The sequence below is a fragment of the Sulfurisphaera ohwakuensis genome, from assembly GCF_009729055.1.
GTDB classification, from domain to species: domain Archaea; phylum Thermoproteota; class Thermoprotei_A; order Sulfolobales; family Sulfolobaceae; genus Sulfurisphaera; species Sulfurisphaera ohwakuensis.
Genome location: NZ_CP045484.1, coordinates 1,357,956 through 1,381,216 on the forward strand (window position 1 = coordinate 1,357,956; position 23,261 = coordinate 1,381,216).

Sequence of the window (23,261 nt, forward strand, 5' to 3'; positions counted from 1 at the left end):
GAATTTATACCCTAATGACGACACTATCTCCACACTCAACTGGTCTTAGATAAATTATATAATATAGTATAATTAGATGCATTTAGTACAAATTTAATCGAAATATTTTTAATTCCTTCTTGGCTAATATTCTCTCCATTGATTACATATAAGTGTAAATAACTGATAGTAGTATTATTTAATGAGTTGGTATCACTTGCTAGAACTAAATGGTTTAAGAAGACTGGATAGGGAAAAAGTGAAATAAGGAATAATGTAATGAATGTCAATCCTACAATATTAACTTTAAATGTTCTCCTCATATTTCTTCAATTAAATTTAGCTTAAACGGCTTTTTTTAAACTCTCAATAATCCTAAAAAGTTATCATAAATAGACAGTTATTATGTCATAAAATTTAAATTGTCAGTAATACTAATACCGTATATAGTAAACAATTTTTAATAGACATTAAGAATTATTATTCCTTAGACCCTAATTCGTTTTTTATAAAAATAACTGTAGGTCGTAATTCTTTCTGACCAGGGAAAAAATTGTAGTTATAGGAAAAGTAAGGTAAATGATTCACTCTATTTAGTGCCGCCGCGGGGATTTGAACCCCGGACAACCGGATGTCCCCAGAACCGTATGAGTCCGGCGCTCTAACCAGGCTGAGCTACGGCGGCAATAAAAATAATCGTGTGAATGCTTATAAAGTTTAATTCCATTAACTTATGAAGTTCCTATAATCATTGTAGCTGAAACATAATATGATGATACGCCTTCAATTAATATATTTACTTTTATTAAGTAAGACGAGTTAGGATATTTAAGTAAAGGTGTTGTTACTATTGGAAGTAGCAATTCGTTATATTCATACGGTATTTGTATACTTGTACTGTAAGTCTTAGTATTATTTGTATATACTTCAATCTTATAAGTTCCAGGCTTTATATTAAAGTTAGATGGATTCATAATAAGGTAAATATTTTCATAGTAAGTGGAATTAGAGAAATATGTTATGTTATATGGTACTGGATAATATAATGGTTGAGCTGATTTTATTAAACTAATATTTGTTGACGCCATTATAGTTGTTATTGGTAACCCGTCTATCTTATAAACATTTTCTATCATCTGATCTATCTGAGTGATAAGTTCTGTTGTTGATTGATTAGTATAATGATAGTTATAATATCCTGATGCTTGTATGTATATATATGATATAAATTGTACATTTCCGGGCAGGATAAAAGTCACTATTGATTTACTCTTACTTGACGGTCCTACACTTATCGATGTAGTATTTGTATATTGTTTAAGAGATCCAGTAATTGATGAATTTGCATGTAGAGAAACGCCTAGAATTATTGATGCTGATACGGTCATAGGTAAGATTCCGTAGTTTATCGTGTTTATTTCTAACTTTAGTATGAAATGTCCAGGGTATGCACTTTCATATGTTAGACTATACGGTACTACGTTTATATCAAATTTTATGTTTTCATAATAAAATAATGCTCCAATTACAATTAATAATATTATTACTATGCCAAGAATATATATACCTTTCATTATGAGGTAATTCTTGTTAGTAGTATTTGAGTTTAATTCAAAGGCTAATTAGGACAGATTACTTTATTAATCATAATATATTTAAGGGCTAATTGGAGGGCCTTAGGAAAAGAAATGAGCTCTCAACTAATTTCTCTAGTTAATACAGATAGAATAATAGGTAAACATGTTTTTGGAAATCTATATGATATAGATCCAAAAGTTTTAAATGATAAAGATTTTTTACATAATTTAGTATTAGAAGCTGTAAAAATAGCCAACATGAAGTTAGTTGAAATAAAGTCATGGAATTTCGGTGGGAAAAAAGGTGGGGTTTCAGTTATAGCATTAGTGGAAGAGAGCCATATAGCTCTTCATACATGGACAGAATATAATTACGCTACTCTAGATGTATATACTTGCGGAGAAAATAGTAATCCTCAAGCTGCTTTTGAATATATTGTATCTCAACTTAAACCAAAACGGTACCAAATGTTTTATGCTGATAGAAGTTCAGAGTGAGCTGAGTAAATCATCAAATCATTTTTTGTTTTTTCATCATTCTTCCGTCTTTTTCTTATTTCCTTTTTTAAACTTATATTCGACAATAGTCTATGAATTCATAGACAAGTGTAGAAACTCTTTTTATTTAAAAATGTCCTTATAATAGCCGATGAATTCTGGAATAGTAGGATGGGGAGCATATGTTCCTCGTTATAGATTAAATGTCTTAGAAATAGCTAAACTATGGGGATATGATGAAGGTGTTGTAAAAAGTTTGGGTTTAACAGAAAAAGCTGTTCCTTCTTACGATGAAGATTCAACAACAATGGCATGGGAAGCAGCAAGAAATGCCTTAATGAGAGCAAAGATTGACCCTTCTGAAATCAAAGCTGTGTTATTTGGTTCTGAATCTAAAGTTTATGCAGTTAAACCTACTTCTACAATAATTATTGATTCTTTAGGCCTCTCTCATGAGACTTTAAGTGCAGATTTAGAATTTGCTTGTAGAGCTGCATCTGTTGGTTTAAGGTTATTGTCTGGTATGGTTGAAGCAAATAGAATAAAATATGGTTTAGTAATAGGCAGCGATGTAGCCCAATCTAATCCCGGGGATGTGTTAGAATTAAGTTCTGCTGCCGCTTCAGTAGCATATATAGTTGGTCCAGCTAATGAATCTTCAGCAATAGTAGAATATGCTACTTCATATACAACTGATACACCAGATTTTTGGAGAAGAGACGGGATGCCTTATCCGCTTCATGGTGAGGCATTTACTGGTGAACCAGCTTATTTTGCCCATATTATATCTGCTGTTCAACTTCTACTTAAAGAGGGCGGGTATTCAATATCTGATTTTGATTATTTTGTATTTCATCAACCTAATGGCAAATTCCCATTGCAAGTTGCTAAAAAGCTAGGCGCCCCATTAGAGAAAGTCAAAGAAGGATTAGTGTCCCCGTATATAGGAAATCCTTATAATGCGTCAGCATTATTAGGTTTAGCAAAGGTTTTAGATATTGCTAAGCCTGGACAAAGAATATTAGTTGCTCCTTTTGGAAGTGGTGCTGGAAGTGATGCATTTAGTATCTTAGTTACAGATAAAATAGAAGAGAGGCAAAAACTTGCGCCAAGAGTTGAAGATTACATTAATAATAAGAAAGTAATTTCATACTCTGTTTATGCAAAGACAACAAACAAATACAAGGTGTATGAGTAATGGTTTCAATAGCTGAAGTTTCTTTCATAAAGATTGATCGCTATTACGAATATTCTGAAAAAGATTTAGTTATAGAGGCTTATAAGCAAATAGAAACTAAGGTAAAAGATTACATAAAACCAGATGTAGTTATAGTCTCAAGTGGTTATGCTGAGAGTATTGGAAAATCTTCTTTATCAGCTGTAAAACTCTCATCTTCTCTTGGATTTAAAGGGGTAAGAACATTTAGAATAGAAAATGGAGATAATGGAGGACCTTCCATTTATACTGCTTATTCTCTTATAAAATCTGGGTTAGCAAAATCAGTACTTCTAATTGGAGTTGATAAATTTTCAGATCTAGCTTCAAAACAGCTTAATGATGTTTTAGCTATGAATTTGCTTCACGATCATGAATATCATTTAGGATTAACTCCGCATTCATATGCAGCTATTTTAGCTAAACTTTATATGAAAAAATATAATGTTCCATATGAATATTTTGCAAACTGGCCATTAAAGATGCATGATAATGCAGTAGAAAATCCGTTCGCATATTTGAGGTTCAAGACAGATCTTAAAACTATTACTTCATCTCAATTAGTCTCTGAACCTTTAAGAATATTTGATACTGCTGCAAGAGCTGATGGAGCTGGTATTATATTATTAACTGATGATGAAGTAGCAAAGAAGTACACAGATACTCCAGTATATTTAGCAAATGTTCATGGAGCAATATACGAGTATATATATGATTTAAGTTTACCTTCTATAAGATTAGCTCTAAATGAACTTAAATATGCTCCTAATAAGAATGATATCATAGAAATTCACGATTCTTATAGCATATTGGCTGCTTTAGAGTTAGAAGAATTAGGTCTGGGAGAAAAGGGTAAATCATTACTAGAACTGGATTCTTATCAGATAAACTATAGTGGTGGTCTAAAAGCTAGGGGTTATCCTGGAGGAGCTACAGCTATTTATCAGCTAGCTGAGGTTGTTATGCAGCTTAGAGGCGAATTTCCTGGAAAGAAAGCTATAGGTGAAAGTGGGGTAGTTATTTCGGCAGATGATTTAATCACATCTTCTTATATTTCAATTTTAAAGAGGTGAAGTTAAAAGTGAAAATTAGTCCTCCAAGAAATTGGAGGTTAAAAGAAACTTTATATTCAATTGTTTTAGGCAAGTGTGAAAAATGCGGAAATATAATGTATCCTTATCAGCAATTATGTACTTCATGCGGTTCGACTAACGTGAAGAAAATTGTTTCAAGAGGTCACGGAAAACTAATTGAATACACAATATCTTATCAGTCACGTGAGGGGTATGAAAAGGCTTTACCTATGGCTGTAGGATTAATAGAATTAGATGAAGGAGTTAGGATTTTAGCCCCTCTTACTGATACTGATAACATTAAAGAAGGTGCTGAGGTTGAAGCTGTTTTAAGGAGAATTACTGCTGATTCTAATAATGGTTTAATACAGTACGGTATTAAATTTAGAGTGATAGATAATGCAAGAGATAATTGATGAGGTAGTTAATAAGGTTCTTAAAGGTGAGATAGAGCTTCATGAGATAGATAATTTTTTAGAAGCAAATGCTGCAATGGTAGCTAGAAGATTAGTTATAGAAAAACTAACAAATACTAAACTTCCTTCTATTGGATCAACAATTCTTGATTATGCTGAGATAAAAAATAGAAACGCAGAAAACGTTATAGGTGGAATTCAGATACCAGTAGGCGTTATAGGTCCTTTAAGAGTAAATGGCGATTATGCTAAAGGAGATTTTTATGTTCCCCTAGCAACTACTGAAGGTGCGTTAATAGCCAGTGTAAATAGGGGTGCAAAAGCTATAACTAAAAGTGGAGGTGCAAGAGTAAAGTTAATTTTTGATGGAATGACTAGAGCACCAGTTTTTAAACTTAGTAGCATAGAAGATGTTGCTGATTTTCTAAAATGGATAAAGGATAATTTTTCAAAGATAAAAGAGATTGCAGAGAGCACTACTTCACATGGTAAGCTAATGAACATAGAACCATACGTTTTAGGTAATAATGTATGGCTTAGATTTGTTTTTGAAACGGGTGATGCAATGGGTATGAACATGGTTACTGTAGCTACTGAGAAAGCATGTGAGTTTATTGAGAGAGAATTTGGAAGGGCTGTATGTTTGGCGGTAAGTGGTAATATGTGTAGTGATAAGAAACAATCTCAAGTAAATTCTCTGCATGGTAGAGGTAAGACTGTAGTCGCAGAGGCATTAATTCCAAATAATGTGATTAAGAACGTGCTAAAATCTGATTCAGCTTTAATTCATGAAGTTAATTTAAGGAAAAATTGGTTAGGCGGAGCTAGGGCTGGTACAATGTTTCAGTTTAACGCTCATTTTGCTAATATTGTTACAGCTATTTTTATAGCCACTGGGCAAGATGTAGCTCAAGTCGTTGAAAGCAGTTCTGGGTATACATGGACTGAAATACGAGATAATGGATTATACATTTCTGTGACTTTAACGTCGTTAGAAGTTGGTACTATAGGTGGGGGTACTAGATTACCAACTCAAAGGGAAGCTTTGTCAATTATGGGGGTATATGGGCCAGGTAATCCTCCTGGAAGTAATGCAAGAAAATTTGCAGAAATTGTAGCATCTACTGTTCTTGCGGGAGAACTGAATTTACTTGCAGCATTGGCGAATAAGGAATTAGGTAAAGCCCATTTAAGGTTAGGCAGAGGGGCCAAAGTTTAAAAGTTATGAAAAAATAACTTAACCATATGAGTCAAATTCCTAAAGAGCTTGAAAAAGTAATTGAGCTAACAAGAGAACAAAATAGATGGAGAAGAACAGAGGTAATAAATTTAATAGCTTCTGAAAACGTAATGAGCCCTTTAGCTGAAACGGTTTATATGAGTGACTTTATGTCAAGATATGCAGAAGGTAAGCCATATAAAAGATATTATCAAGGAACAAAATATGTTGATGAAGTTGAAACATTAGCTATGCAATTAATGAATGAAATTACTAATACTAAATTCTGTGATTTACGAGCTACTAGTGGGACTATAGCAAATGCTGCTGTGTTTAGAGTACTAGCTAACCCTGGTGAAAAGGCATTAATTGCTCCAGTTCAAGCTGGGGCCCATGTAAGTCATACTAAATTTGGCACATTGGGAGCTTTAGGTATAGAACATATTGAGCTTCCTTATGATGCTGATAAAATGAATGTAGATGTAGATAAAGCTATAAAAATGATTGAACAGATTAAGCCTAAATTTATTGTGATGGGAGGAAGTTTATATTTATTTCCTCATCCAGTTAAAGAATTAGTCCCTCATGCACATGCTGTTGGAGCAAAAGTAGTTTATGATGCTGCTCATGTTTATGGTTTAATAACTGGAAAAGCGTGGCATAACCCATTAGAAGAAGGAGCAGATATTATGACTTCTTCAACGCATAAAACTTTCCCTGGACCTCAAGGTGGTGCTGTATTTTCAAATGAAGAAGAAATATTTAAGAAAGTTGCTGACACAATATTTCCTTGGTTTGTTAGTAATCATCATTTACATAGATTACCAGCAACTGCTGTTACTGCTCTTGAAATGAAATATTTTGGTGAGGATTACGCAAAGCAAATAACTAAAAATGCAAAGGCTTTTGCTGAAGCATTAGCAGCTGAAGGTTTTAAGGTTATAGGAGAACATTTAGGTTATACTCAGAGTCATCAAGTAGTGCTGGATGTTAGAAATTTAGGTGGAGGTGCTAAAATAGCTAAATTGCTCGAAGATGCTAACATAATAACTAATAAAAACTTATTACCTTATGATCCACCTAGTGCTGTAAAAGATCCTAGTGGTATAAGGTTAGGAGTACAAGAAATGACCAGGTTTGGTATGAAAGAAGAAGAAATGAGAGAAATAGCAAAGCTAATGAGAGAAGTGGCAATTGATGGTAAAGATCCAAATGAAGTAAAGAAAAAAGTAATTGAATTTAGAAAGAATTATTTAGAGGTCAAATACACATTCAGCGTCGATTTATCAAAGTATTCTAATGGAAAAATGCTACCATTACTTATCTAACTAATATAACTGTTGTTGGTGCATTTACTGAAATAGATAAAGCAATTGAGCCAATATTTATATCACTATTTATTGATAGCCCTCTAGCACCTAGTATAACTGCATCATAAGAATTTTCTGATAAAAATCTTAATATTTCATTACTTATGCTACTTTCTTTACTTGAGTATTTTATTATTTTAAACTCATAATCTACCCTTCCATTAACTCTTTTTTCTACTTTTTCTTTTATCGCTTGTTCATTACACTCTTCACATACATGAATAACTGAGATTTGAGAACCATATCTCATGGCAAAGTCTATAGCTAAATCTAGGGCTCTAAAGCTATTTTCTGAACCGTCTATCGGAACTAAAATTTTTCTTAACCAGAAACTTACGGTATATGTAGGCTCAGTCATAATAGATACCCTTTCATAATTCCTAAAGTATCATTTGTAACTTTAATTGATTCCTCTTTTCCCATAAGTCCAAGGGAAGCCCTAATAGCATCAATATTCTCTGGGACTACTATAGACTCTTGATGAACGCCATACATTAAGAATACTTCATTTCCATTAGTATAGATAGAATCTTCAAATACAACAACTTCTGGGATATCATATCTAACTCTGCCCATATCTCTTGAAACTTCAATAATTTCAGCAGTAGAAGAAACTGTTGTACGTGAGGAATTAACCAAGATTATTCTAGGAGTATTAAGGAAAGTGTTAATGATGTCGTCTCTGTTAACCTTATTTTTCACTGTTAAAACCATTGTGTGTAGATGCATTAAAGTTGTGGGAGCAATAACAGCCATTGTAACTATATCAATTCCTTTTATTACAGTAAGAACATCTTTAGCATGATGACTAGGTACACTTGCTGGATCTGGAACAATAGAGTTTATAGGGCCTCTCTTAACCTCTTTCGGGTCAGCAGCTCTTCTCACTATTGTAGCTCTAACTTTTTCAACTTTACTAATCTTATTCATCGTACATATTATTCTTAGCATCCCAGTTGTGTTGCATGAGACAACTCTGATATATTTTTTGCCTTTAGCCTCATCATAGTTACATAAAGCAGAGAATGATATATCTGCCACGTCAGCTTTTTCCCCGCCTTGAAATAAGGCGTTCTTTCCGAGACTTTGATATAAAGGTTTATATGTTGCTCCAACTCCGTTTGGAGTAGTATCTACTACTATATCAGCCTCTTTTACCATATCTTCAATGGTGCCTGCAACTCTGATTCCAGACTTTTCGAATTTACCAAGATTATCCTTTACTGTGTATATCTTTATGCCTTTTTTATCGGCAATTATTGCCTCATAATTTGGTGATGTTTTACCAACTCCTATTAATTCCATGTCTGGTTGTAATCTTATCGCATCAGCTACTCTTTTTCCAATAGTCCCGTAACCATTTACAGCTACTTTAACTTTTTCCACTTTGCATCACCCATGACATATGTAAAGCTTCTAATGCCGGTAACTTATCACCAGCTAAAAATAAAAGCAACGCTCCTCCTCCTGTAGATACATGAATTTTATTTGGATTTATTTCTACGTCTTTATCAAGCATACTTATCATATGACCGCCACCAATAATTACATATCCCGGGCTTTCAATAGAGGCTTTCAGTAAGCTTTTAGTACCAATTCTGAATCTTTCATCTTCAATAACTCCCATAGGTCCTCTTAATGTAATGACTTTGCCTTCCTTAATAAAAGAGGAATAAATTTCAATGGTAGTATTCCCTATATCTTTTATAATACCACTCACATTATTCTCCGGATCATTGCTTAATTCTCCACTAGGTTTTTCCACTGTAAAGTCAACAGGGATTTCTATAGGTGCACCAGATAGCAAGATTTTTCTAGCTCTCGGAATTAGGCTCAGAAGGCCCTTATTCTCTAAAACTTGCATATTAGGCTTACCTAAATTTATACCTTTCGCAACAGCAAATAGTTCTGCTACTAAACCGCCAGTTAATATTCTATCAGCAACTCTATTTTTTGCTAGGTGTTCAATTATCTTTAATGTATCACTAACCTTACTTCCTCCCAAAACAAATATTTTTGGAGAGTCTTCCTTGTTAAATATCTTAGATAATGCAGAAACTTCTTTCTCCATTATTCTTCCTGCAGCTGAGGGTTTTACTAAAGGAAATCCTACTAGACTTGGCTGACTTCTATGTGCTGTTGCGAAAGCATCGTTAATGTAAAAATCAACTAATGGGGCTAATTTTCTTACTAAAAAAGTTTTAGATTGCTGTTGTGGAGGAGCCTCTATTAATTCTTCAGATACAATTCTAACATTCTCTAATAAGATGGCTTCTCCTTTACCTAGTTTAGATATTTTTTCTCTAGCATAAGGACCTATAACATCATCGACGAACTCAATTTCCCTACCAACATATTTAGATAGGATTTTAGAGTGTTCTTCTAAAGAAATAAAATCATCATCTCCTGGTCTACCTTGGTGGGAAATTATTACTACAGAATTTTGCTTATCGAGCAGCTCTCTAATTGTTTCAGCATGGGCTTTAATTCTGGAATCATCTAATAATTTTCCAGTTTTTCGGTCTACGGGCGAATTTATATCTATTCTTAGTAAAACTTTTCTCCCATTTATGTCGAAATCTTCTATAACAGGAATATTAAGATCAGCCACTTTTATCATAATCTCATGTTTAAGATTAGAAAAAAGGTATATAAATAAGTAGTATTTTAGCAAACAATATTAGACGCTAATATATTACCCCATAATAGTGGTATTAAATATTTAGTCTTAAATTTTGGAATATTTACTTGAATTTCTACATTTCTCGGAGAGGTAGTTTTCAAAGTAACGTTAGGCTGCTCTACTGAAAAATATGAAAATGTATCTTTTAATATTTCTGTATCAATTTCCCTAAAAGCCCTGCATTGATAAATAGATTCAAAGCTTCCATTATTTAGTGTTAAAGAAACAGAATGACAACTAGTTTCTAAGGTTCTTTCAGTCATCTTGATGAATAGATCTTTCATAGCATAAGGTATTTCATATCCATAAGCTCCCCTAGGAGGTAAGAGCATCTTAATATAATCCTCATCTATCTTTGACTGCTTCTTTATTAACATATCAGTTGAAAAGAAAAGAAAAGTAGTGTTGCAAGCTCTTAATCTACTTAATCTTACCTCACCTAAGGTCAAGTAATCAGAAGTTACGTTCTTAAGTGCATTGTAAAAATCTAACTCTCTAATGTGTTCTGAGAAAGTTAGCATACCTTTTACAGAGAATAATCCCTTAATTTTTTCATCCTCAACGTAATATAATAAACTAAGGTTCCAATCCTTGACCTTCAGTTTCTTCATTGTTCTTTCTATTATACTCTTAATCAACGATGCGTTAGAGTTCTTTCTTATAATTAACCATTCCCCAAAATCATCAGTAACTGTTATAGAGTTATCATCGTCCTTCCGTTTAAAAAACTTCATTATCAAAACAACTAACCTCTTAATATTTTTTGATAGGTAAGATTTAAAGGTTCATAATAAACTAATGACTTTTAAAGATGCTTTTGTAATAAAAGAAAGCCATTCACTTTTTAAATCTACTTTCTAATATTATTATTAGCCGGGTCGTCTAGTGGTCAAGGATCGAGGGCTTTGGCCCCTCGGACCTGGGTTCAAATCCCAGCCCGGCTACCTTTTTATAAAAAAATTATTCTTACTCCTAGGACTTTTAGACTATAACTGATAATACTCTTAGTATACTTTCAATCAGTAAAAGAAAACTGCATTAAACTAATTTAATAATTACTTGTAGTTATATCTTTATCTTCATTATAAATTATATTTATATGTCCTAATCTTTCTTCTTAGTTTATTTACGCGCATTATTACTTCGAGTATAATATTTTCACTAGTTTGCAAACCAATTAAATTAACTATCTTCTACAAAGAAGGAATTACTCTAACACTCCCACATTTGCAAACTTAGGTTATTAAAGGTTTAGCATATAACGCCTCTTATATACGTTTGAAAAACCAAGGGAAAGTTAAATAATTTATTATGGTTAAACCGTATACATGCTCTAACTATGGAAAAAATTATATATTAAACTGCTTTAAAAAAGAAATATTTATGGAAAAGACATATAATAAACATAGTGTTGCATGTAATAATTATAACAGCAATAGGGGCATTAATAGTAAAATATTCTAAATTAGCTGCAGTTATTTTCTTTATATTAAGTACTATAGCTTTAGTATTCGATAAATATGTAGAAAACAATTACTTAAAGAAGATAGGAGAGGATGCAAATGACTAAGAAATCGATTTTATCAGAATGGAGAAGAAGAATTTTGGAGGAGAATCTACTTATAGCATTAATATTGCTCGAGCTATTTTTAAGCATTATATTTATTTTAATCGGATATCTTAAAGGCAATATATACTTTAGAGGAGTTGGAGTAGGTTTGGTAATTGCTTGTGTAACTAATGTAATAGCCTATTTATTTAAAAGATTTAGTAGCAAACATTGAAGTTAAAAATGTAATTAAATTCTAAGGGATTATGACGATTTATATTAGGATTATCTTAGTTGAGCATTACGTTTAATCAAAGACTGTTACTGATCTTTTCTTTTTAATCAATCCTTATTTGTTGTGTTTTTGTTAAAATAAAACATCTTTTTCCATTTTTGAAAATTAATTCATTTGAGCAAATCTAACAGAATATTACTGTAATTAAGTACGAATATAATATAGATTTAACTTGTTAGAATACGAGTAATATTTTGAACTTTAATTATTGTTTTTAGAAGTAGTATTGAGCTCTTTAAATTTTCTAAAATATTACTGACATAAAATCTTTGTATGCCTTATACCTGAATTTTAAGTCATGTATCTTACTTATTCTTTAACGTATTGTAACTTGTAAAATTCTCTCTTAAGGACTTAGCATGGTATTCTCATCTGATGATATTTAGCTAAAAAGTTAAGAAAACAGGATTGTAGTTAATAATTCAAGAGCTTTATTAGAGCAATTTACTCTAACATTGCACACTGGTCTACTTCATTTAATAGTTCTTCATATGTTATATCTGGGTTGTTTAGTATTATTTCTTTAGCACACTCCTCTACTCTAGTCTTATACTCCCACCACTGATTGTAAACGTACCTATTGGTTATTGATGGGGACTTACCAGCCAGTTCATCAACAACCTTGTCATACATCTCCTTCAACTCCTTAGCCTTCTCCTCAGCCTCTTTTAAACCATCATCATAAGAAACCTCAACCCAATCCACAATGAGTGCAGCAGCAGTGGCAATAAACTGCGGAAACGCAACAAAAAGATCAGAGACAGCCTTCTTAAACTTCTTACTCGCACCCATGAGACTATTTAGTGAATCATAAACGTTCATCATCTTAGCCCACTCAATTATAGCAGTAGTAGTTAAGTCAGAAGGAGGCTGAGCAATTCTCAGATAAACTAGTTGTATTCCCTTAATTGTTATTTGAGAAATATCGAGAATTAACCCGGCTAAACCGAACTGGGAGCAAGATGTACCACAAGGTAACACAGCATAAACTGGGGCACCAATATCATTAAACTTAATGTAATCTAGGAAACTTGAAGAACAATAACCCCTAGACATTATTTCGCTACAATTTGATAAGACCTCTTTAGTCACAGTATCAAATGTAAAACCGGGGTAGATTTCCAATCCTTGACTCTTTGCTACCACTGGGTTAGTACCAAAAGCAAAGTAGATGTAAGGATATGTATCTGAGGCAGGACGCATTACATCATTCCTAGCAGCTATAGAAAGATAATAACTACCCCCAGATGAATATGTTAAACTAGCTTTTCTAAAATCCAGTAATTGTTGTGTATATAGTAGTATCTGTGGTGCGTTGGTAAATATTGTTAGTATGCCTCCTTGGAATTCTGCTAGGTAGTTCCAGAAGATGTTAAATGTTCCTTGGCAGTCTTTGAATAGTGGTGGGTTGTACCATGTTGGTGGTGTTTTTGTTTTGATTAGTGGTATTGCTCCTAGTCCTTTGTCTGCTATGTCGTCGATTGTTTTTCTATTTAGTTTTCCTGGTGATGTTGCTTGTGATCCTCCTTGGTAGACTATTAGTTGGTCTGGGGACCAGTATGGGGAGATTCCGCCTATGTAATACCAATCTCCTGTATCTGTTGTTTTTATGAGTATTCCTTGTCTGAAGATTTTTTCTGGAGAGTTTGAGGCTTCTTTTAATACTCTTCTACTTGAGGCTATTGCGGGGTAAATCTCGTATCTTTGTGTTGTTTGTAATGAGTTGTATCTTTTTAGGTTTTCTATTACGCAATTAGCTTGTTGTTGATCTAGTATTATTTCTCCGCCTATGATTCCTCCTAATATTCCGCCTAAGGAGCTTAAGGAGGGTGCTGTTTCGACTGCCATATTTTATTCTATCATTTTAAATATTTAAATCTATTCCAAAATGTTAATTAATATATTTAATATAAAGATTAACATAGAGATATACATTCATATAATTAAAGAATCTATAAATAGTATTATACCTGAATAAAAACCAAAGAAGGTATAAAAAGATAGAGTTCAAGATTATAATAAGTTGTGAAATAAGTAGTAGTTATTAGGAAATCGCTACATCTTGGCGTAACATTAATTTGATTATAGCTCTTTTTAGTCAGATGTACTTCGGTAACAGATATAGAACTAAGAATTATATTGAAAAATTTATTCATAAAATAAATATTTTAATCTTCTATATTAATGAAATCTGCTAAATAAAGTGAATTAATATTAGTTTTAATAACGAGAAAATACTGTGAATTATCTAAATGTTAATTGGCTTGTCTAGTCATAAAGCTCTAGTTTAGCATTGATATTAGTGAGCATCGGAAGTTAATTTATGTTGTGAATTTATTCTTAATAAATTGTAAATACTTTGTTGGATTAAACATTAGTTAAATGATATTTTATAGTAAATATTATGAAAATTTCTATGTTCTAGGAATTAAATCTTAGTTAAGCCGTATAATGTTAGAGCAATGTGTTTGTCATTTATGATCTTGACATGAACATTAATCTGATTACCTTTTGCTTTATTTTAAGATTTTTATATAAATAAACTAAATTTATCTCATAGTATGATATACATAATAATTCTTTCACTTAGTTCATGAAGTTCTTTTTTGTTAATATAATCATGTGGAGAGATAATAGTCTTTCATTCATTAAGTTTCTATTTAAACTTTGCTACACTAAGGAAATCTATTCTTATTTTTACTTTTTGTTGTTAATATTGATATTTCAAGCTTTATATATTTTATAATTGATATATAAGCAAGATGATAATAACTAAGAACCGTGAATCAAAATGGCAAGTTTTTACGTTTTCAGAAATATTAGAAATAAAAGACCCTATTTCAATTATAGAGCTGCTTACAAATCCTAGGTTATTGTTTAACATAGCTGGTGATAATAAGGTGATTTTTATTTTGCCCTTTAAAAAAGATATTACTGGTCTAGTTCTTAAAAGAAGTTTGATTGGAAAATTAGAAGGTCCTTTTATATATGATAGAATAGTAAAATATAGAATTTTAGGTGACAATTTTAAATATTTAATTTCATTTGAATTAAAAGAAAGGAAATTATTTATTTATTCTTTTCTTGCATACAGAGCTACTCTTTTAGATAAGTTAATTGGTGGAAATAAAGTATTAGAAGAGTTAACACCAGAAATATTTATTGGAAAACATTTAGCTAGAGTGATATTGGGAGATTCGTAAGATGTGCTCAAATGTAAGTATGTGGCCTGATTTCTGTTTTAGGTTTTAATGCTTCAACTATAATAACATTATTATTGCTTAATCTCTTTAATATATCCTTTATCAATACTTTTATTTTTCTCATTCTTACATCTTTCAATTCCTGGTTAATTCTTTTTAGTTCTTCCAATGTTTCCGGTTTAACTATATAATATATTTCATCATCCTCTTTTATAGCTCTTATTTCCTTTTCTATTTCTGCGGCTATTTTTATAATATCTTCCTCATCTTTATCCTTGATTAATTGTAATGTTTTATTGGCTGCTTCTATTATTCTATCTTCATTCAGGTCATGAATTATATCTAATAGTTCATTTAACACAAAAGAATAATCTGCTTTTGAACTTAAATATATAGCGGACCCGCCGGGATTTGAACCCGGGACCACCGGCTGTCTTCTTTATATACCGGCCAAAATAGGAGGCCGGCGCTCTGTCCTGGCTGAGCTACGGGTCCGCTATAAAATTATATATTTTATCTTATAGCTTTTTTGTTATCTTATGTTGGGGGTATTTTGAAAACCTTAATATTCCATATGTTACCTATTATTTCTCCTAAAAGATCATATACTTTTTCTGCTTTGTTTAAAATCAAGAAATCATTACTTACTATTACTTCTTTCCTAAGTAATAGCATTTTATCTGTTTTATTTACAACCTCGACGTTGATTCCTAGTTTTCTAAGCTTGGAAGCTAATTCTCCACTTTTACTTATTTGAGAGTCGAGTAGAATTAAAGATTTTACATCTTTATGACTTAAGTATTCATTAACAAGAATAAGTGCCTCAAATATTTCTGGGTCATTTTTTCTTTTTCCTAATCCCAAATCTCTATAAAATCCGTCATCGCATAAAAATATCTCATCTTCATAAATAGCAGAAAGTAGTGTTATTGCTATATTATAGCCGTCAATTGCTATTTCACTTGGGTTAATAACTATTTTTCTTTTTACCTCTTCTATCTCTTTATCAGAATGAGTGCATCTGTATAATAAAAGCCTTTCCTTTTTACTTAAGTTGTATCTAGCGGTAACTAAATCTAAGGCTGGCTTTCTATTATATCCTCTGTTTAATAGGTATTTATAGTCCTCATATGCCATTATTAATTGTTGATTTAATTGTATTGACAATTTTATCAACATTTAGTTGTGTTGTTATACTTCCATATGTTCCTTTTCCTCCTCCTTTTCCTCCTTCTCTTCTTAAAGCTTCAATAATTTTATCGACTCTTAGGTCATTAGATGTAGCTATTTCAACCACGTTATTATTTCCTTTGTTAGATATATTTACAACTATACTTTTTTGATTCATTGTTAATTTTCTCATTGCTTCTTTTCTTAATTCTTCATCAAATAGATTAATTATATAAATTGTAATGCCATTTACAGTCTCTTTTTCGCTTATATTCTCTATCTGCTGGAGCATAATTTTCCTATATTGATTCAATAATTCTTCTTTTTCCTTATATTCCTCTAGGAATCTCTTTAATCTTACTTCTATTTGTTCTGGTGAAGTAGAAAGTTGTCTGGAAATTTCTTTTAATTTATCTTCTTCTTGTCTAGCATATTGAGCCACAACATCTCCAGCAACATATTCTAGTCTTATTACGCCATCTTGTATCTTCTCCACGTTAATTATCTTTAAAGCTCCTATTTCTGAAGTATTAGATAAATGGGTTCCTCCGCATCCTTCAATATCCCAATCCTTTATTTCAATTAGTCTTACATCAGCTCCTTCAGGAACTCCGCCAGCATAAATTGAAACACCATATTTCATTTCTGCCTCAGTTCTGTTTATTATTAGAGGCCTTACAGGCCTCCTATCATTTATTATATAGTTAGCTAGGTCTTCTATTTTCTTGATCTCTTCTTCAGTGGGTAATTTATAGTGTGTTATATCTAATCTTCCTTTTTGCGGTGTTTTTTCTGCTCCCGCTTGCCATACATGTTCTCCTAGTACTTTTCTGGCTGCAGAAAGAATTACGTGAGTTACTGTATGGTGTTTCATTATTCTATATCTCCTTTGCCAATCTATTTCCCCATAGACTTCATCTCCTTCTTTTAGAGACGGCTCTTTATCAAGTATATGGAATATAACATCTTTTACTTTTTGTGTATCAACTACTTGGTAAGTATTTCCTTTTTCATCCTTAATTATTCCCGTATCTCCTATTTGTCCTCCTCCTTCTGGATAGAATGTAGTTTGATCGAGTACAAGGTAGTTTTTATATACACTAACTACTTTAGCTATAAATGATCTTTTATATTGATCTATATAATATAATTTTTTGGTAGGGGGTAAGTTTTCTGCCAAATCAATAACATCTTTAGGTAATTTCTCTTTTTTAGTATCTTTTAATGGTGCAGTTTGATGTCTTTTTGCTACTAAGCCATAGAAATTGTAAGGTACTTCAACTTTTATTTCTGGATTTATCTTTCTTATTTCTTCAACTAGTAAATCTGGGGGAATACCATTTGAATCATAAAGTTTTACTAAATCATCCACGGAGATTTCTTTTCTTCTAGATAAAGAAGAAGCTGTAAGTGATATTTTTGATAATGTTTCGTTAAATCTTTCTTGCTCTAAATTAACTACATCAAGGATATAATCTTTATTCTTTAACAACTGTGGAAAATCTTCCTTCCAATATTCTATTTGTTCTTTAATCAATTCATAAAGTTTTATATCACTTCCTAATAATCTTAGTACTCTTAATGCTCTTCTAATCAATAATCTTCCTAAGTATCCTTCTCCAGAGTTTGATGGAACGAGACCATCGGCAAGCATTAACGCTATAGTTTTAGTATGATCTAATACTTGGAATACTCTAGCAGCTCTTGTTAGTTCTTGATCTATATATTTTAAATCTAATCCAAGTTTCTTTGCTACTTCTTCTCTGTGCCTTTTAATTGTTTCTGGTTTATCTGGGTCTATTCTACCAGCAAGTATTGCTGCTGTTTTTAGTAGTTCGTCATCTACTAGAGGAGCTCCTATCTTATTAAAGAAAGTATACACTAAATTACCGTAAATTGCATGGAATGCTGTGGGAGTCTTTTGGGTAAACCATGCTATTCTTTCTACTCCATAACCTGTATCAACTATTTTTAATTTTAAAGGTACGTAGTTGCCATCTTTTATCTCATATTGCATAAATACTAGTGTTGCTAATTCTAATCCTCCTACAGTTACTTCAAATGACGGACCGGCATTTCCTCCTCCTTCCCACCAAGATTCCTTATAATTTAATTCCTCTTCTGGTATACCTATTTCTTCTACAAAGAACTCCTTTGATAATTCAACTGTTTCATCTTTCCAGTATATTTGCTTATCTGGATAATTAAACGCATGATGGGCAGCCATTTCAAATGTTGTTAAATGTCTTCCAAAAGTAACTCCTACATTATCTACATCTTCCAATCTAATACAGGGCTGGGAGAGAACAAGTGGGTTTGCTGGTGGTGGCACTATTCCGCTAGTTACAAAGGGTTGAAAATCAACTATACTCGCTATTGTAAGATATAAATCTTCTCTCCATCGTGCTAATACTGGTTTTGGTGGAATAATTGTATGACCTTTTTTCTCAAAGAATTTGAGGAATTTTTGTCTTGCTTCTCTTACAGTTAATGGTGAGCTCTTAATATTTAAATCAAAAAAGTAGTAATCTGTGCAGGGTATATCAGCACAAACGTTTCTTTCTTTATCCTTAGTCCAGAATGGTGTTTGACAAACTTGGCAAATCTTTCTGTTATAATTATTATTTAAAAAGAATTTCAAACGATACTCATTTTCATTAACTTGAACCATAATCTAAGTAATTAAGAAGCAGATTAAAAGAGTTTGTATTAAAAAAGATTTTTAACCAAAGAGGGAAGCTAGTCCTCCACCTATTTCTTCTTCGCTTGGTCCTTTCTTTTCTTCCTCTTCTTTCTTCTCCTCTTTCTTCTCAGCTTGTTGAGCTGGTGCTGCTGCTGGTGCTGCAGCTACTGCTACTGGCATTGCAGTAGCATTCTTTAATACCTCATCTATATTTACTTCTTTTAATGCTGCGACTACAGCCTTTAATCTTACCTCATCTACTGTTATACCTGCAGCTGTTAATACACTTTTTAGGTTTTCTTCGTTTATTTCTTTTTTGGCTGAGTGTAAGAGTAAACTAGCATATATGTATTCCATATCTATCACACCATAAAGGTATTAACTAATATATAAATTCATCCTCCGAATAATGAGGATAGTCCTCCACCTATTTCTTCTTCGCTTGGTCCTTTCTTTTCTTCCTCTTCTTTCTTCTCCTCTTTCTTCTCAGCTTGTTGAGCTGGTGCTTGCTGAGTTTGCGGCACTTGAATTCCTAAATCTACTTTTCCACTTATTGCGCTTGCTAGTGCATAAGCTTTTGATATAGCTCTAGAGAATACAGCTTGTACAGTCTCTGGTGTTATAAATCCAATTTCCGCAGCTAATGATAAAGCATTTCTTGCAGCTTTTTCTGCTGAGACTTTTAGAACATCTGGTATTGGGTATGCTATTTCTACTGCTAATCCGAATGCTGATTGATAAGCTTTCATTATATCTGTCTTATAATCATCTAAGTTGATAGATAGTTGATTCCCTGGTATAATTAGACCATTATCATAAGCTACTTTTATATTAAGTTTTATGTGAACAGGCATTATTCCTAGTTTTTGTAATATTGGTATAGCATCTGGAGGAATTGGATCTCCTGGTTTAGCTATTACAGTATCTTGTGTGACATGAATTTTCCCATCTTGAACTTTAGTCTTTATTTTTAATTTTCCAAATATGCTTAATGCTGGACCTGCAGGCATTCCAGTATCTCCAGCGGGAATAACTACTTCTTCATCAGCTTTGTCACCAGGCATTGCGTACCTTTTTAGTTTAAACTTTGAAAGGAATAATTGAATTTCAAATGGGTTTTTATTCGTGAATATAAAAGCGTTAGGACCAGTTAAATAAGGTTCTAATTTGGATACATTTAAACCAGCATTTTTCGCGGCTATTTCAAATAATGTATTCTTTGTAACTTTAATTTCTGCCATTCCTCTCATTTTTTTCCTAATATCGTGCAATTTATCAGCTGGGAATCCTTCAATATTTGCAATTATTATTGTATGGTATTCCCTTAGTTTTTGTTCAAGTTCCTTTACTTCTTCAATTTTCCATTTCGCTATTTTTCTTTCTTGCGTTATAACTGCCATGATTCTCACTTCTTTACTTCTACTTTAACTATTTTACCCATTGTAGTTTTTACATATATAGCTCTTAAGTTTGCCTCAACTTTTGCTTTGTTTTCTATTGTATTAAGTACAGCTAACGCATTTTCGGCTAAATCTTCTGGTTTCATATCTTCTGTACCTATAAACACTTGGACATGTGGTTGATCTTTTGTTTTTACTAGTGTTGATCTTTTGAATCTAAGAATATACTCTGTAATATCTGTGGCATTTGGTAGTGGTGTAGGGAATTTTCCTCTCGGACCCAATGCAGGACCTAAAATTCTACCTACTAAAGCCATAGAATCTTGTGCTACAAGGAACCAATCATTCTGTCTTGCCAGTTTTTTAATAGCTCTTTTTTGTCCTTGAAGTTTCTGTAATTCTTCTTTTGTAAGCAATACGTTTGGTTCTGCTTTTTTTGCAGATTCTATTTGTTGAAAAGCTGGTATTACTAAAACTTTTCTTGGTTTTGAAGGTTCTTTTGGTAATGGTACGATTTCTCTAAGTTTTAACTCACCTTTTTTCATATCAATTCCTTTAAATGTAACTATGAGTTCAACACTTTGTGTAAAATTCCTTTTAGGGTTATTTTCTGGATTAAGAGCAACTTTAAGAGCTTCTACTAAACTATCCTTACTGGCTAACATGTTCTTCACCCTTCTGCTTCATTCCATTTTTGTTCATATTTGGCTAATAAATCATCATATTTTCCTTCATCTACGGCTTTAACTAATTCTTTAGGGCTTTTCTTATCTACTGTTAAACCTATAGAATAAGCTGTACCTAAGATTGATTTTACTGCGGCTTTTAATGTTTTTGCTGTTATTTGGGGCTTTTTCATTATCGCTACCTGGATTATATCCTCAAATTTTATATCGCCTACTTTTTTGTGTGCTGGATCTCCAGAGGGTTCATTTGCATTTGCAAATTTTAACAATAATGAAGTAGTAGTTGGTATTCCTACCTTTATTTCGTATTTCTTTGTATCAGTATCTACTTCTAATGTTACTGGTACTGACATTCCTTTAAATTGAGAAGTTGCATCATTTATCTTTTTTACTACTTCTCCTACATTAAGTCCTAATTGTGACAGTGTAGGAGCTAATGGTGGACCTGGTTTTACATTTCCTCCTTCAACCACGATTTTAATTGATTTTGTAGGCATCTATTCTCACCTATTTTTTCACAGGTTTGACTTGATCTATTGGAACTGTAACTTGTAAGGGGAAAGATGATTCTAAAATATTTAAAACTACTTCATTTTTGGCACTATCTATTCTAACTACTTGAGCTTGCATGCCTCTAAAGGGTCCAGAAGTAACTTCTACCATATCACCTACTTTATATGCTGGGGCAATTGTGGTTTTAGAAATGAATTTAATTATATCATCTTTTTGTACAAGACCTTGTGCAAATCCTCTGACATGTCTTATACCTTGCGATACAAGCTTAACCACGTGGGGTCCAGCAGCTTCTAAAATCACATAACCTTTTACATTAGGTGGTACTATTATAGAATATACTTCTTTTATATTATTTGTCTTTATTCTTTCTTCAATCATTAATGCAACATTTATCTCTTGCCCTCCAGTTACTCTAACAGCATAATAGTTGGAGAATCTAGGCCTTTCCATAATTATTACCCTAGTGTAGTAATAGGGCTACTGTCAATTGAATAATATAAGCAATTATTCCTACAATTGCCATAACAAGTAAGGTAAGCTTAATACTTTGATTTAATGTGTCTTTTTCAGGTTTCTTAGCTACGGAAATTATTCTTTTCCAATCTTCTCTTAAATTCTTTAACCTTTGTGAAAGACTCATATACGATATAGTTAAACGTTTAGTTATTAACTTTAACTACTAAAAAGCCTTTTTATAAACCATTCAGCATCAAACGGTATTAGACTGTCATAATCTTGTCCGACTCCTAAATATATTACTGGCTTATTTAATTCATATGCTAGGGATAGAATCACACCCCCTTTAGCATCTGCATCTACTTTAGTTAATATTACGGCATCATAGCCTACATTATTCTCAAAATATTTTGCTTGTTCTAATGCATCATTTCCAGCTAATGAATCTAGAACTAAAATTCGTAAGTCTGGTTTAGCTATTTTTACAATTCTTTTTAACTCAGATACTAGATCTTCATCAACATGCATTCTCCCCGCAGTATCGATTAATACTACATCAATATTTCTGCTTTTTGCAGAATTAATAGCATCAAAAGCTACAGATGCAGGATCAGCACCATATTTTCCTTTTACTATTGGAATTTCTAACTTGCTTGCGTGATATGCGAGTTGCTCCTGAGCTGCGGCTCTAAATGTATCGGAGGCTGAGATTATACACGAAATTTTATTTTTCTTTAATAAATATGCTACTTTTGCTATTGTAGTTGTTTTTCCTACTCCGTTTACTCCAAAGAAAACAATTACATATGGTTTCTTATTTCTTTTTCTTATTTCTTCTATTAGATCTATTCTCTGGTTTTTTGTTAATATTTCTTCTATTGATTTTTTTAATGAATTAGTAACTAGCTCTTCTAAATCTTCACTCCTAGTGACTTTTTTCCCAATTATTGCATTCTTCAAATCATCTAATATTTTTTCAGTGACCTCATACGAAACATCAGATTCTAGTAGTTGGTATCTAAGTTCCTCTAATATATCCTGGATATCCTCTTCTTTAATAGTTTTATATTTAATAAAATCAAAAAATGAAAACCTAGATTTTTTTTCTTCTGTGGTAATTATATTTTTTTTCTCTTCTTTTTCTGCTATTTGAACTCCTTCTGGAGGATTTGTAATTTCTTGCTTTTGTTGGGTTTGTGTTTCTTCTAATCGAGGAGATTTTGCTTCCTCGATTTGTAAAGTTGGAGCGGTTTGTTTTGTTTCTTCTTTCTT

Annotated in this window: 25 protein-coding genes and 3 tRNA genes; 10 read left to right on the top strand and 18 right to left on the bottom strand. The window is 32.2% G+C overall.

From position 1 onward, the window contains the following. Positions 1-576: 576 nt before the first annotated feature. Both D1869_RS07555 and D1869_RS07560 read right to left on the bottom strand, forming a co-directional pair. A tRNA-Met gene (locus tag D1869_RS07555) sits at positions 577-664 on the bottom strand. 46 nt (positions 665-710) lie between these two features. Next, a complete protein-coding gene (locus tag D1869_RS07560) occupies positions 711-1,553 on the bottom strand; it encodes a hypothetical protein (protein WP_156014576.1) in 843 nt (280 codons plus the stop codon). Between the two features lie 114 nt (positions 1,554-1,667). On the opposite strand from D1869_RS07560, the gene speD reads away from it, so the two are divergent. The 6 genes from speD (at position 1,668) to glyA (ending at position 7,306) form a co-directional block, all read left to right on the top strand. Then, positions 1,668-2,054, top strand: coding sequence for an adenosylmethionine decarboxylase (gene speD, locus D1869_RS07565; RefSeq protein ID WP_156014577.1), 387 nt, complete (start codon positions 1,668-1,670; stop codon positions 2,052-2,054). A gap of 151 nt (positions 2,055-2,205) precedes the next feature. Next, the gene (locus tag D1869_RS07570; RefSeq protein WP_156014578.1) at positions 2,206-3,252 is read left to right on the top strand and encodes a hydroxymethylglutaryl-CoA synthase; all 1,047 of its coding nucleotides are present in this window, start codon (positions 2,206-2,208) and stop codon (positions 3,250-3,252) included. Then, positions 3,252-4,343, top strand: coding sequence for a thiolase family protein (locus D1869_RS07575; protein ID WP_156014579.1), 1,092 nt, complete (start codon positions 3,252-3,254; stop codon positions 4,341-4,343). The genes D1869_RS07570 and D1869_RS07575 overlap by 1 nt, the downstream gene beginning before the upstream one ends. Before the next feature lie 8 nt (positions 4,344-4,351). Next, the gene (locus tag D1869_RS07580) at positions 4,352-4,759 is read left to right on the top strand and encodes a Zn-ribbon domain-containing OB-fold protein (RefSeq protein WP_052846952.1); all 408 of its coding nucleotides are present in this window, start codon (positions 4,352-4,354) and stop codon (positions 4,757-4,759) included. Next, positions 4,743-5,978, top strand: coding sequence for a hydroxymethylglutaryl-CoA reductase (NADPH) (gene hmgA, locus D1869_RS07585; protein ID WP_156014580.1), 1,236 nt, complete (start codon positions 4,743-4,745; stop codon positions 5,976-5,978). Before D1869_RS07580 ends, hmgA begins: the two co-directional genes overlap by 17 nt. Positions 5,979-6,004: 26 nt before the next feature. Continuing rightward, positions 6,005-7,306, top strand: a complete 1,302-nt coding sequence (gene glyA, locus D1869_RS07590) for a serine hydroxymethyltransferase (RefSeq protein WP_156014581.1) — start codon at positions 6,005-6,007, stop codon at positions 7,304-7,306. Here the strand turns inward: glyA and D1869_RS07595 are convergent. From D1869_RS07595 to D1869_RS07610, 4 genes are read right to left on the bottom strand one after another with little or no spacing between them, the layout of a single operon-like run. After that, positions 7,299-7,706: a universal stress protein gene (locus tag D1869_RS07595; protein WP_010979395.1), complete on the bottom strand. Its 408-nt coding sequence runs from the start codon at positions 7,704-7,706 to the stop codon at positions 7,299-7,301. The two genes, glyA and D1869_RS07595, sit on opposite strands and share 8 nt — an antisense overlap. Then, complete coding sequence (locus tag D1869_RS07600) at positions 7,703-8,734, bottom strand: phosphorylating glyceraldehyde-3-phosphate dehydrogenase (protein ID WP_156014582.1); 1,032 nt, start codon at positions 8,732-8,734, stop codon at positions 7,703-7,705. The genes D1869_RS07595 and D1869_RS07600 overlap by 4 nt, the downstream gene beginning before the upstream one ends. Beyond that, on the bottom strand, positions 8,721-9,968 hold the full coding sequence (locus D1869_RS07605) for a phosphoglycerate kinase (protein WP_010979397.1): 1,248 nt from the start codon (positions 9,966-9,968) through the stop codon (positions 8,721-8,723). The genes D1869_RS07600 and D1869_RS07605 overlap by 14 nt, the downstream gene beginning before the upstream one ends. A gap of 47 nt (positions 9,969-10,015) precedes the next feature. Continuing rightward, positions 10,016-10,771, bottom strand: a complete 756-nt coding sequence (locus tag D1869_RS07610) for a hypothetical protein (protein WP_156014583.1) — start codon at positions 10,769-10,771, stop codon at positions 10,016-10,018. Between the two features lie 131 nt (positions 10,772-10,902). Here D1869_RS07610 and D1869_RS07615 point away from each other — a divergent pair. The 3 genes from D1869_RS07615 (at position 10,903) to D1869_RS07625 (ending at position 11,815) form a co-directional block, all read left to right on the top strand. Then, positions 10,903-10,975: transfer RNA gene (locus D1869_RS07615), tRNA-Gln, on the top strand. 464 nt (positions 10,976-11,439) lie between these two features. Next, positions 11,440-11,601: a hypothetical protein gene (locus tag D1869_RS07620; protein WP_156014584.1), complete on the top strand. Its 162-nt coding sequence runs from the start codon at positions 11,440-11,442 to the stop codon at positions 11,599-11,601. Then, on the top strand, positions 11,594-11,815 hold the full coding sequence (locus tag D1869_RS07625) for a hypothetical protein (RefSeq protein ID WP_156014585.1): 222 nt from the start codon (positions 11,594-11,596) through the stop codon (positions 11,813-11,815). The genes D1869_RS07620 and D1869_RS07625 overlap by 8 nt, the downstream gene beginning before the upstream one ends. 504 nt (positions 11,816-12,319) lie before the next feature. Here the strand turns inward: D1869_RS07625 and D1869_RS07630 are convergent. Next, positions 12,320-13,723 (bottom strand): hypothetical protein, encoded by a 1,404-nt coding sequence (locus D1869_RS07630; protein ID WP_156014586.1) that lies wholly within the window; start codon positions 13,721-13,723, stop codon positions 12,320-12,322. A gap of 914 nt (positions 13,724-14,637) precedes the next feature. Between D1869_RS07630 and D1869_RS07635 the strand changes: the two genes are divergently transcribed. Continuing rightward, on the top strand, positions 14,638-15,078 hold the full coding sequence (locus D1869_RS07635) for a hypothetical protein (RefSeq protein ID WP_156014587.1): 441 nt from the start codon (positions 14,638-14,640) through the stop codon (positions 15,076-15,078). Between the two features lie 7 nt (positions 15,079-15,085). Here D1869_RS07635 and D1869_RS07640 read toward each other — a convergent pair whose 3' ends face one another. From D1869_RS07640 to ftsY, 11 genes are all read right to left on the bottom strand, one after another. Continuing rightward, entirely contained in the window at positions 15,086-15,439 is a 354-nt protein-coding gene (locus D1869_RS07640; RefSeq protein ID WP_052846554.1) for a hypothetical protein, read from the bottom strand. A 35-nt stretch (positions 15,440-15,474) separates the two neighbouring features. Further along, a tRNA-Arg gene (locus D1869_RS07645) sits at positions 15,475-15,573 on the bottom strand. Positions 15,574-15,615: 42 nt separating this feature from the next. Further along, positions 15,616-16,215 (bottom strand): DUF434 domain-containing protein, encoded by a 600-nt coding sequence (locus D1869_RS07650; protein WP_156015935.1) that lies wholly within the window; start codon positions 16,213-16,215, stop codon positions 15,616-15,618. Beyond that, the gene (alaS, locus tag D1869_RS07655; protein WP_156014588.1) at positions 16,205-18,919 is read right to left on the bottom strand and encodes an alanine--tRNA ligase; all 2,715 of its coding nucleotides are present in this window, start codon (positions 18,917-18,919) and stop codon (positions 16,205-16,207) included. The genes D1869_RS07650 and alaS overlap by 11 nt, the downstream gene beginning before the upstream one ends. 51 nt (positions 18,920-18,970) lie before the next feature. Next, positions 18,971-19,288, bottom strand: a complete 318-nt coding sequence (gene rpl12p, locus D1869_RS07660) for a 50S ribosomal protein P1 (protein ID WP_156014589.1) — start codon at positions 19,286-19,288, stop codon at positions 18,971-18,973. A gap of 38 nt (positions 19,289-19,326) precedes the next feature. Continuing rightward, the gene (locus tag D1869_RS07665) at positions 19,327-20,331 is read right to left on the bottom strand and encodes a 50S ribosomal protein L10 (protein ID WP_156014590.1); all 1,005 of its coding nucleotides are present in this window, start codon (positions 20,329-20,331) and stop codon (positions 19,327-19,329) included. Positions 20,332-20,336: 5 nt separating this feature from the next. Next, the gene (locus D1869_RS07670; RefSeq protein WP_156014591.1) at positions 20,337-20,996 is read right to left on the bottom strand and encodes a 50S ribosomal protein L1; all 660 of its coding nucleotides are present in this window, start codon (positions 20,994-20,996) and stop codon (positions 20,337-20,339) included. 5 nt (positions 20,997-21,001) lie between these two features. Next, complete coding sequence (locus D1869_RS07675; RefSeq protein WP_156014592.1) at positions 21,002-21,514, bottom strand: 50S ribosomal protein L11; 513 nt, start codon at positions 21,512-21,514, stop codon at positions 21,002-21,004. A gap of 10 nt (positions 21,515-21,524) precedes the next feature. Then, positions 21,525-21,983: a transcription elongation factor Spt5 gene (locus D1869_RS07680; protein ID WP_156014593.1), complete on the bottom strand. Its 459-nt coding sequence runs from the start codon at positions 21,981-21,983 to the stop codon at positions 21,525-21,527. Between the two features lie 10 nt (positions 21,984-21,993). Further along, positions 21,994-22,173, bottom strand: coding sequence for a protein translocase SEC61 complex subunit gamma (locus D1869_RS07685; RefSeq protein WP_010979410.1), 180 nt, complete (start codon positions 22,171-22,173; stop codon positions 21,994-21,996). Between the two features lie 32 nt (positions 22,174-22,205). Next, entirely contained in the window at positions 22,206-23,138 is a 933-nt protein-coding gene (gene ftsY / locus D1869_RS07690; RefSeq protein ID WP_231113805.1) for a signal recognition particle-docking protein FtsY, read from the bottom strand. Positions 23,139-23,261 lie beyond the last annotated feature (123 nt).

What these genes read in the sequence shown, in the direction of transcription:
- D1869_RS07560 (WP_156014576.1), bottom strand. Translation starts at nt 1,553, where the DNA reads ATGAAAGGTATATATATTCTTGGCATAGTAATAATATTATTAATTGTA.
- speD (WP_156014577.1), top strand. Translation starts at nt 1,668, where the DNA reads ATGAGCTCTCAACTAATTTCTCTAGTTAATACAGATAGAATAATAGGT.
- D1869_RS07570 (WP_156014578.1), top strand. Translation starts at nt 2,206, where the DNA reads ATGAATTCTGGAATAGTAGGATGGGGAGCATATGTTCCTCGTTATAGA.
- D1869_RS07575 (WP_156014579.1), top strand. Translation starts at nt 3,252, where the DNA reads ATGGTTTCAATAGCTGAAGTTTCTTTCATAAAGATTGATCGCTATTAC.
- hmgA (WP_156014580.1), top strand. Translation starts at nt 4,743, where the DNA reads ATGCAAGAGATAATTGATGAGGTAGTTAATAAGGTTCTTAAAGGTGAG.
- glyA (WP_156014581.1), top strand. Translation starts at nt 6,005, where the DNA reads ATGAGTCAAATTCCTAAAGAGCTTGAAAAAGTAATTGAGCTAACAAGA.
- D1869_RS07595 (WP_010979395.1), bottom strand. Translation starts at nt 7,706, where the DNA reads ATGACTGAGCCTACATATACCGTAAGTTTCTGGTTAAGAAAAATTTTA.
- D1869_RS07605 (WP_010979397.1), bottom strand. Translation starts at nt 9,968, where the DNA reads ATGATAAAAGTGGCTGATCTTAATATTCCTGTTATAGAAGATTTCGAC.
- D1869_RS07625 (WP_156014585.1), top strand. Translation starts at nt 11,594, where the DNA reads ATGACTAAGAAATCGATTTTATCAGAATGGAGAAGAAGAATTTTGGAG.
- D1869_RS07630 (WP_156014586.1), bottom strand. Translation starts at nt 13,723, where the DNA reads ATGGCAGTCGAAACAGCACCCTCCTTAAGCTCCTTAGGCGGAATATTA.
- D1869_RS07635 (WP_156014587.1), top strand. Translation starts at nt 14,638, where the DNA reads ATGATAATAACTAAGAACCGTGAATCAAAATGGCAAGTTTTTACGTTT.
- D1869_RS07650 (WP_156015935.1), bottom strand. Translation starts at nt 16,215, where the DNA reads ATGGCATATGAGGACTATAAATACCTATTAAACAGAGGATATAATAGA.
- alaS (WP_156014588.1), bottom strand. Translation starts at nt 18,919, where the DNA reads ATGGTTCAAGTTAATGAAAATGAGTATCGTTTGAAATTCTTTTTAAAT.
- rpl12p (WP_156014589.1), bottom strand. Translation starts at nt 19,288, where the DNA reads ATGGAATACATATATGCTAGTTTACTCTTACACTCAGCCAAAAAAGAA.
- D1869_RS07665 (WP_156014590.1), bottom strand. Translation starts at nt 20,331, where the DNA reads ATGGCAGTTATAACGCAAGAAAGAAAAATAGCGAAATGGAAAATTGAA.
- D1869_RS07670 (WP_156014591.1), bottom strand. Translation starts at nt 20,996, where the DNA reads ATGTTAGCCAGTAAGGATAGTTTAGTAGAAGCTCTTAAAGTTGCTCTT.
- D1869_RS07675 (WP_156014592.1), bottom strand. Translation starts at nt 21,514, where the DNA reads ATGCCTACAAAATCAATTAAAATCGTGGTTGAAGGAGGAAATGTAAAA.
- D1869_RS07680 (WP_156014593.1), bottom strand. Translation starts at nt 21,983, where the DNA reads ATGGAAAGGCCTAGATTCTCCAACTATTATGCTGTTAGAGTAACTGGA.
- D1869_RS07685 (WP_010979410.1), bottom strand. Translation starts at nt 22,173, where the DNA reads ATGAGTCTTTCACAAAGGTTAAAGAATTTAAGAGAAGATTGGAAAAGA.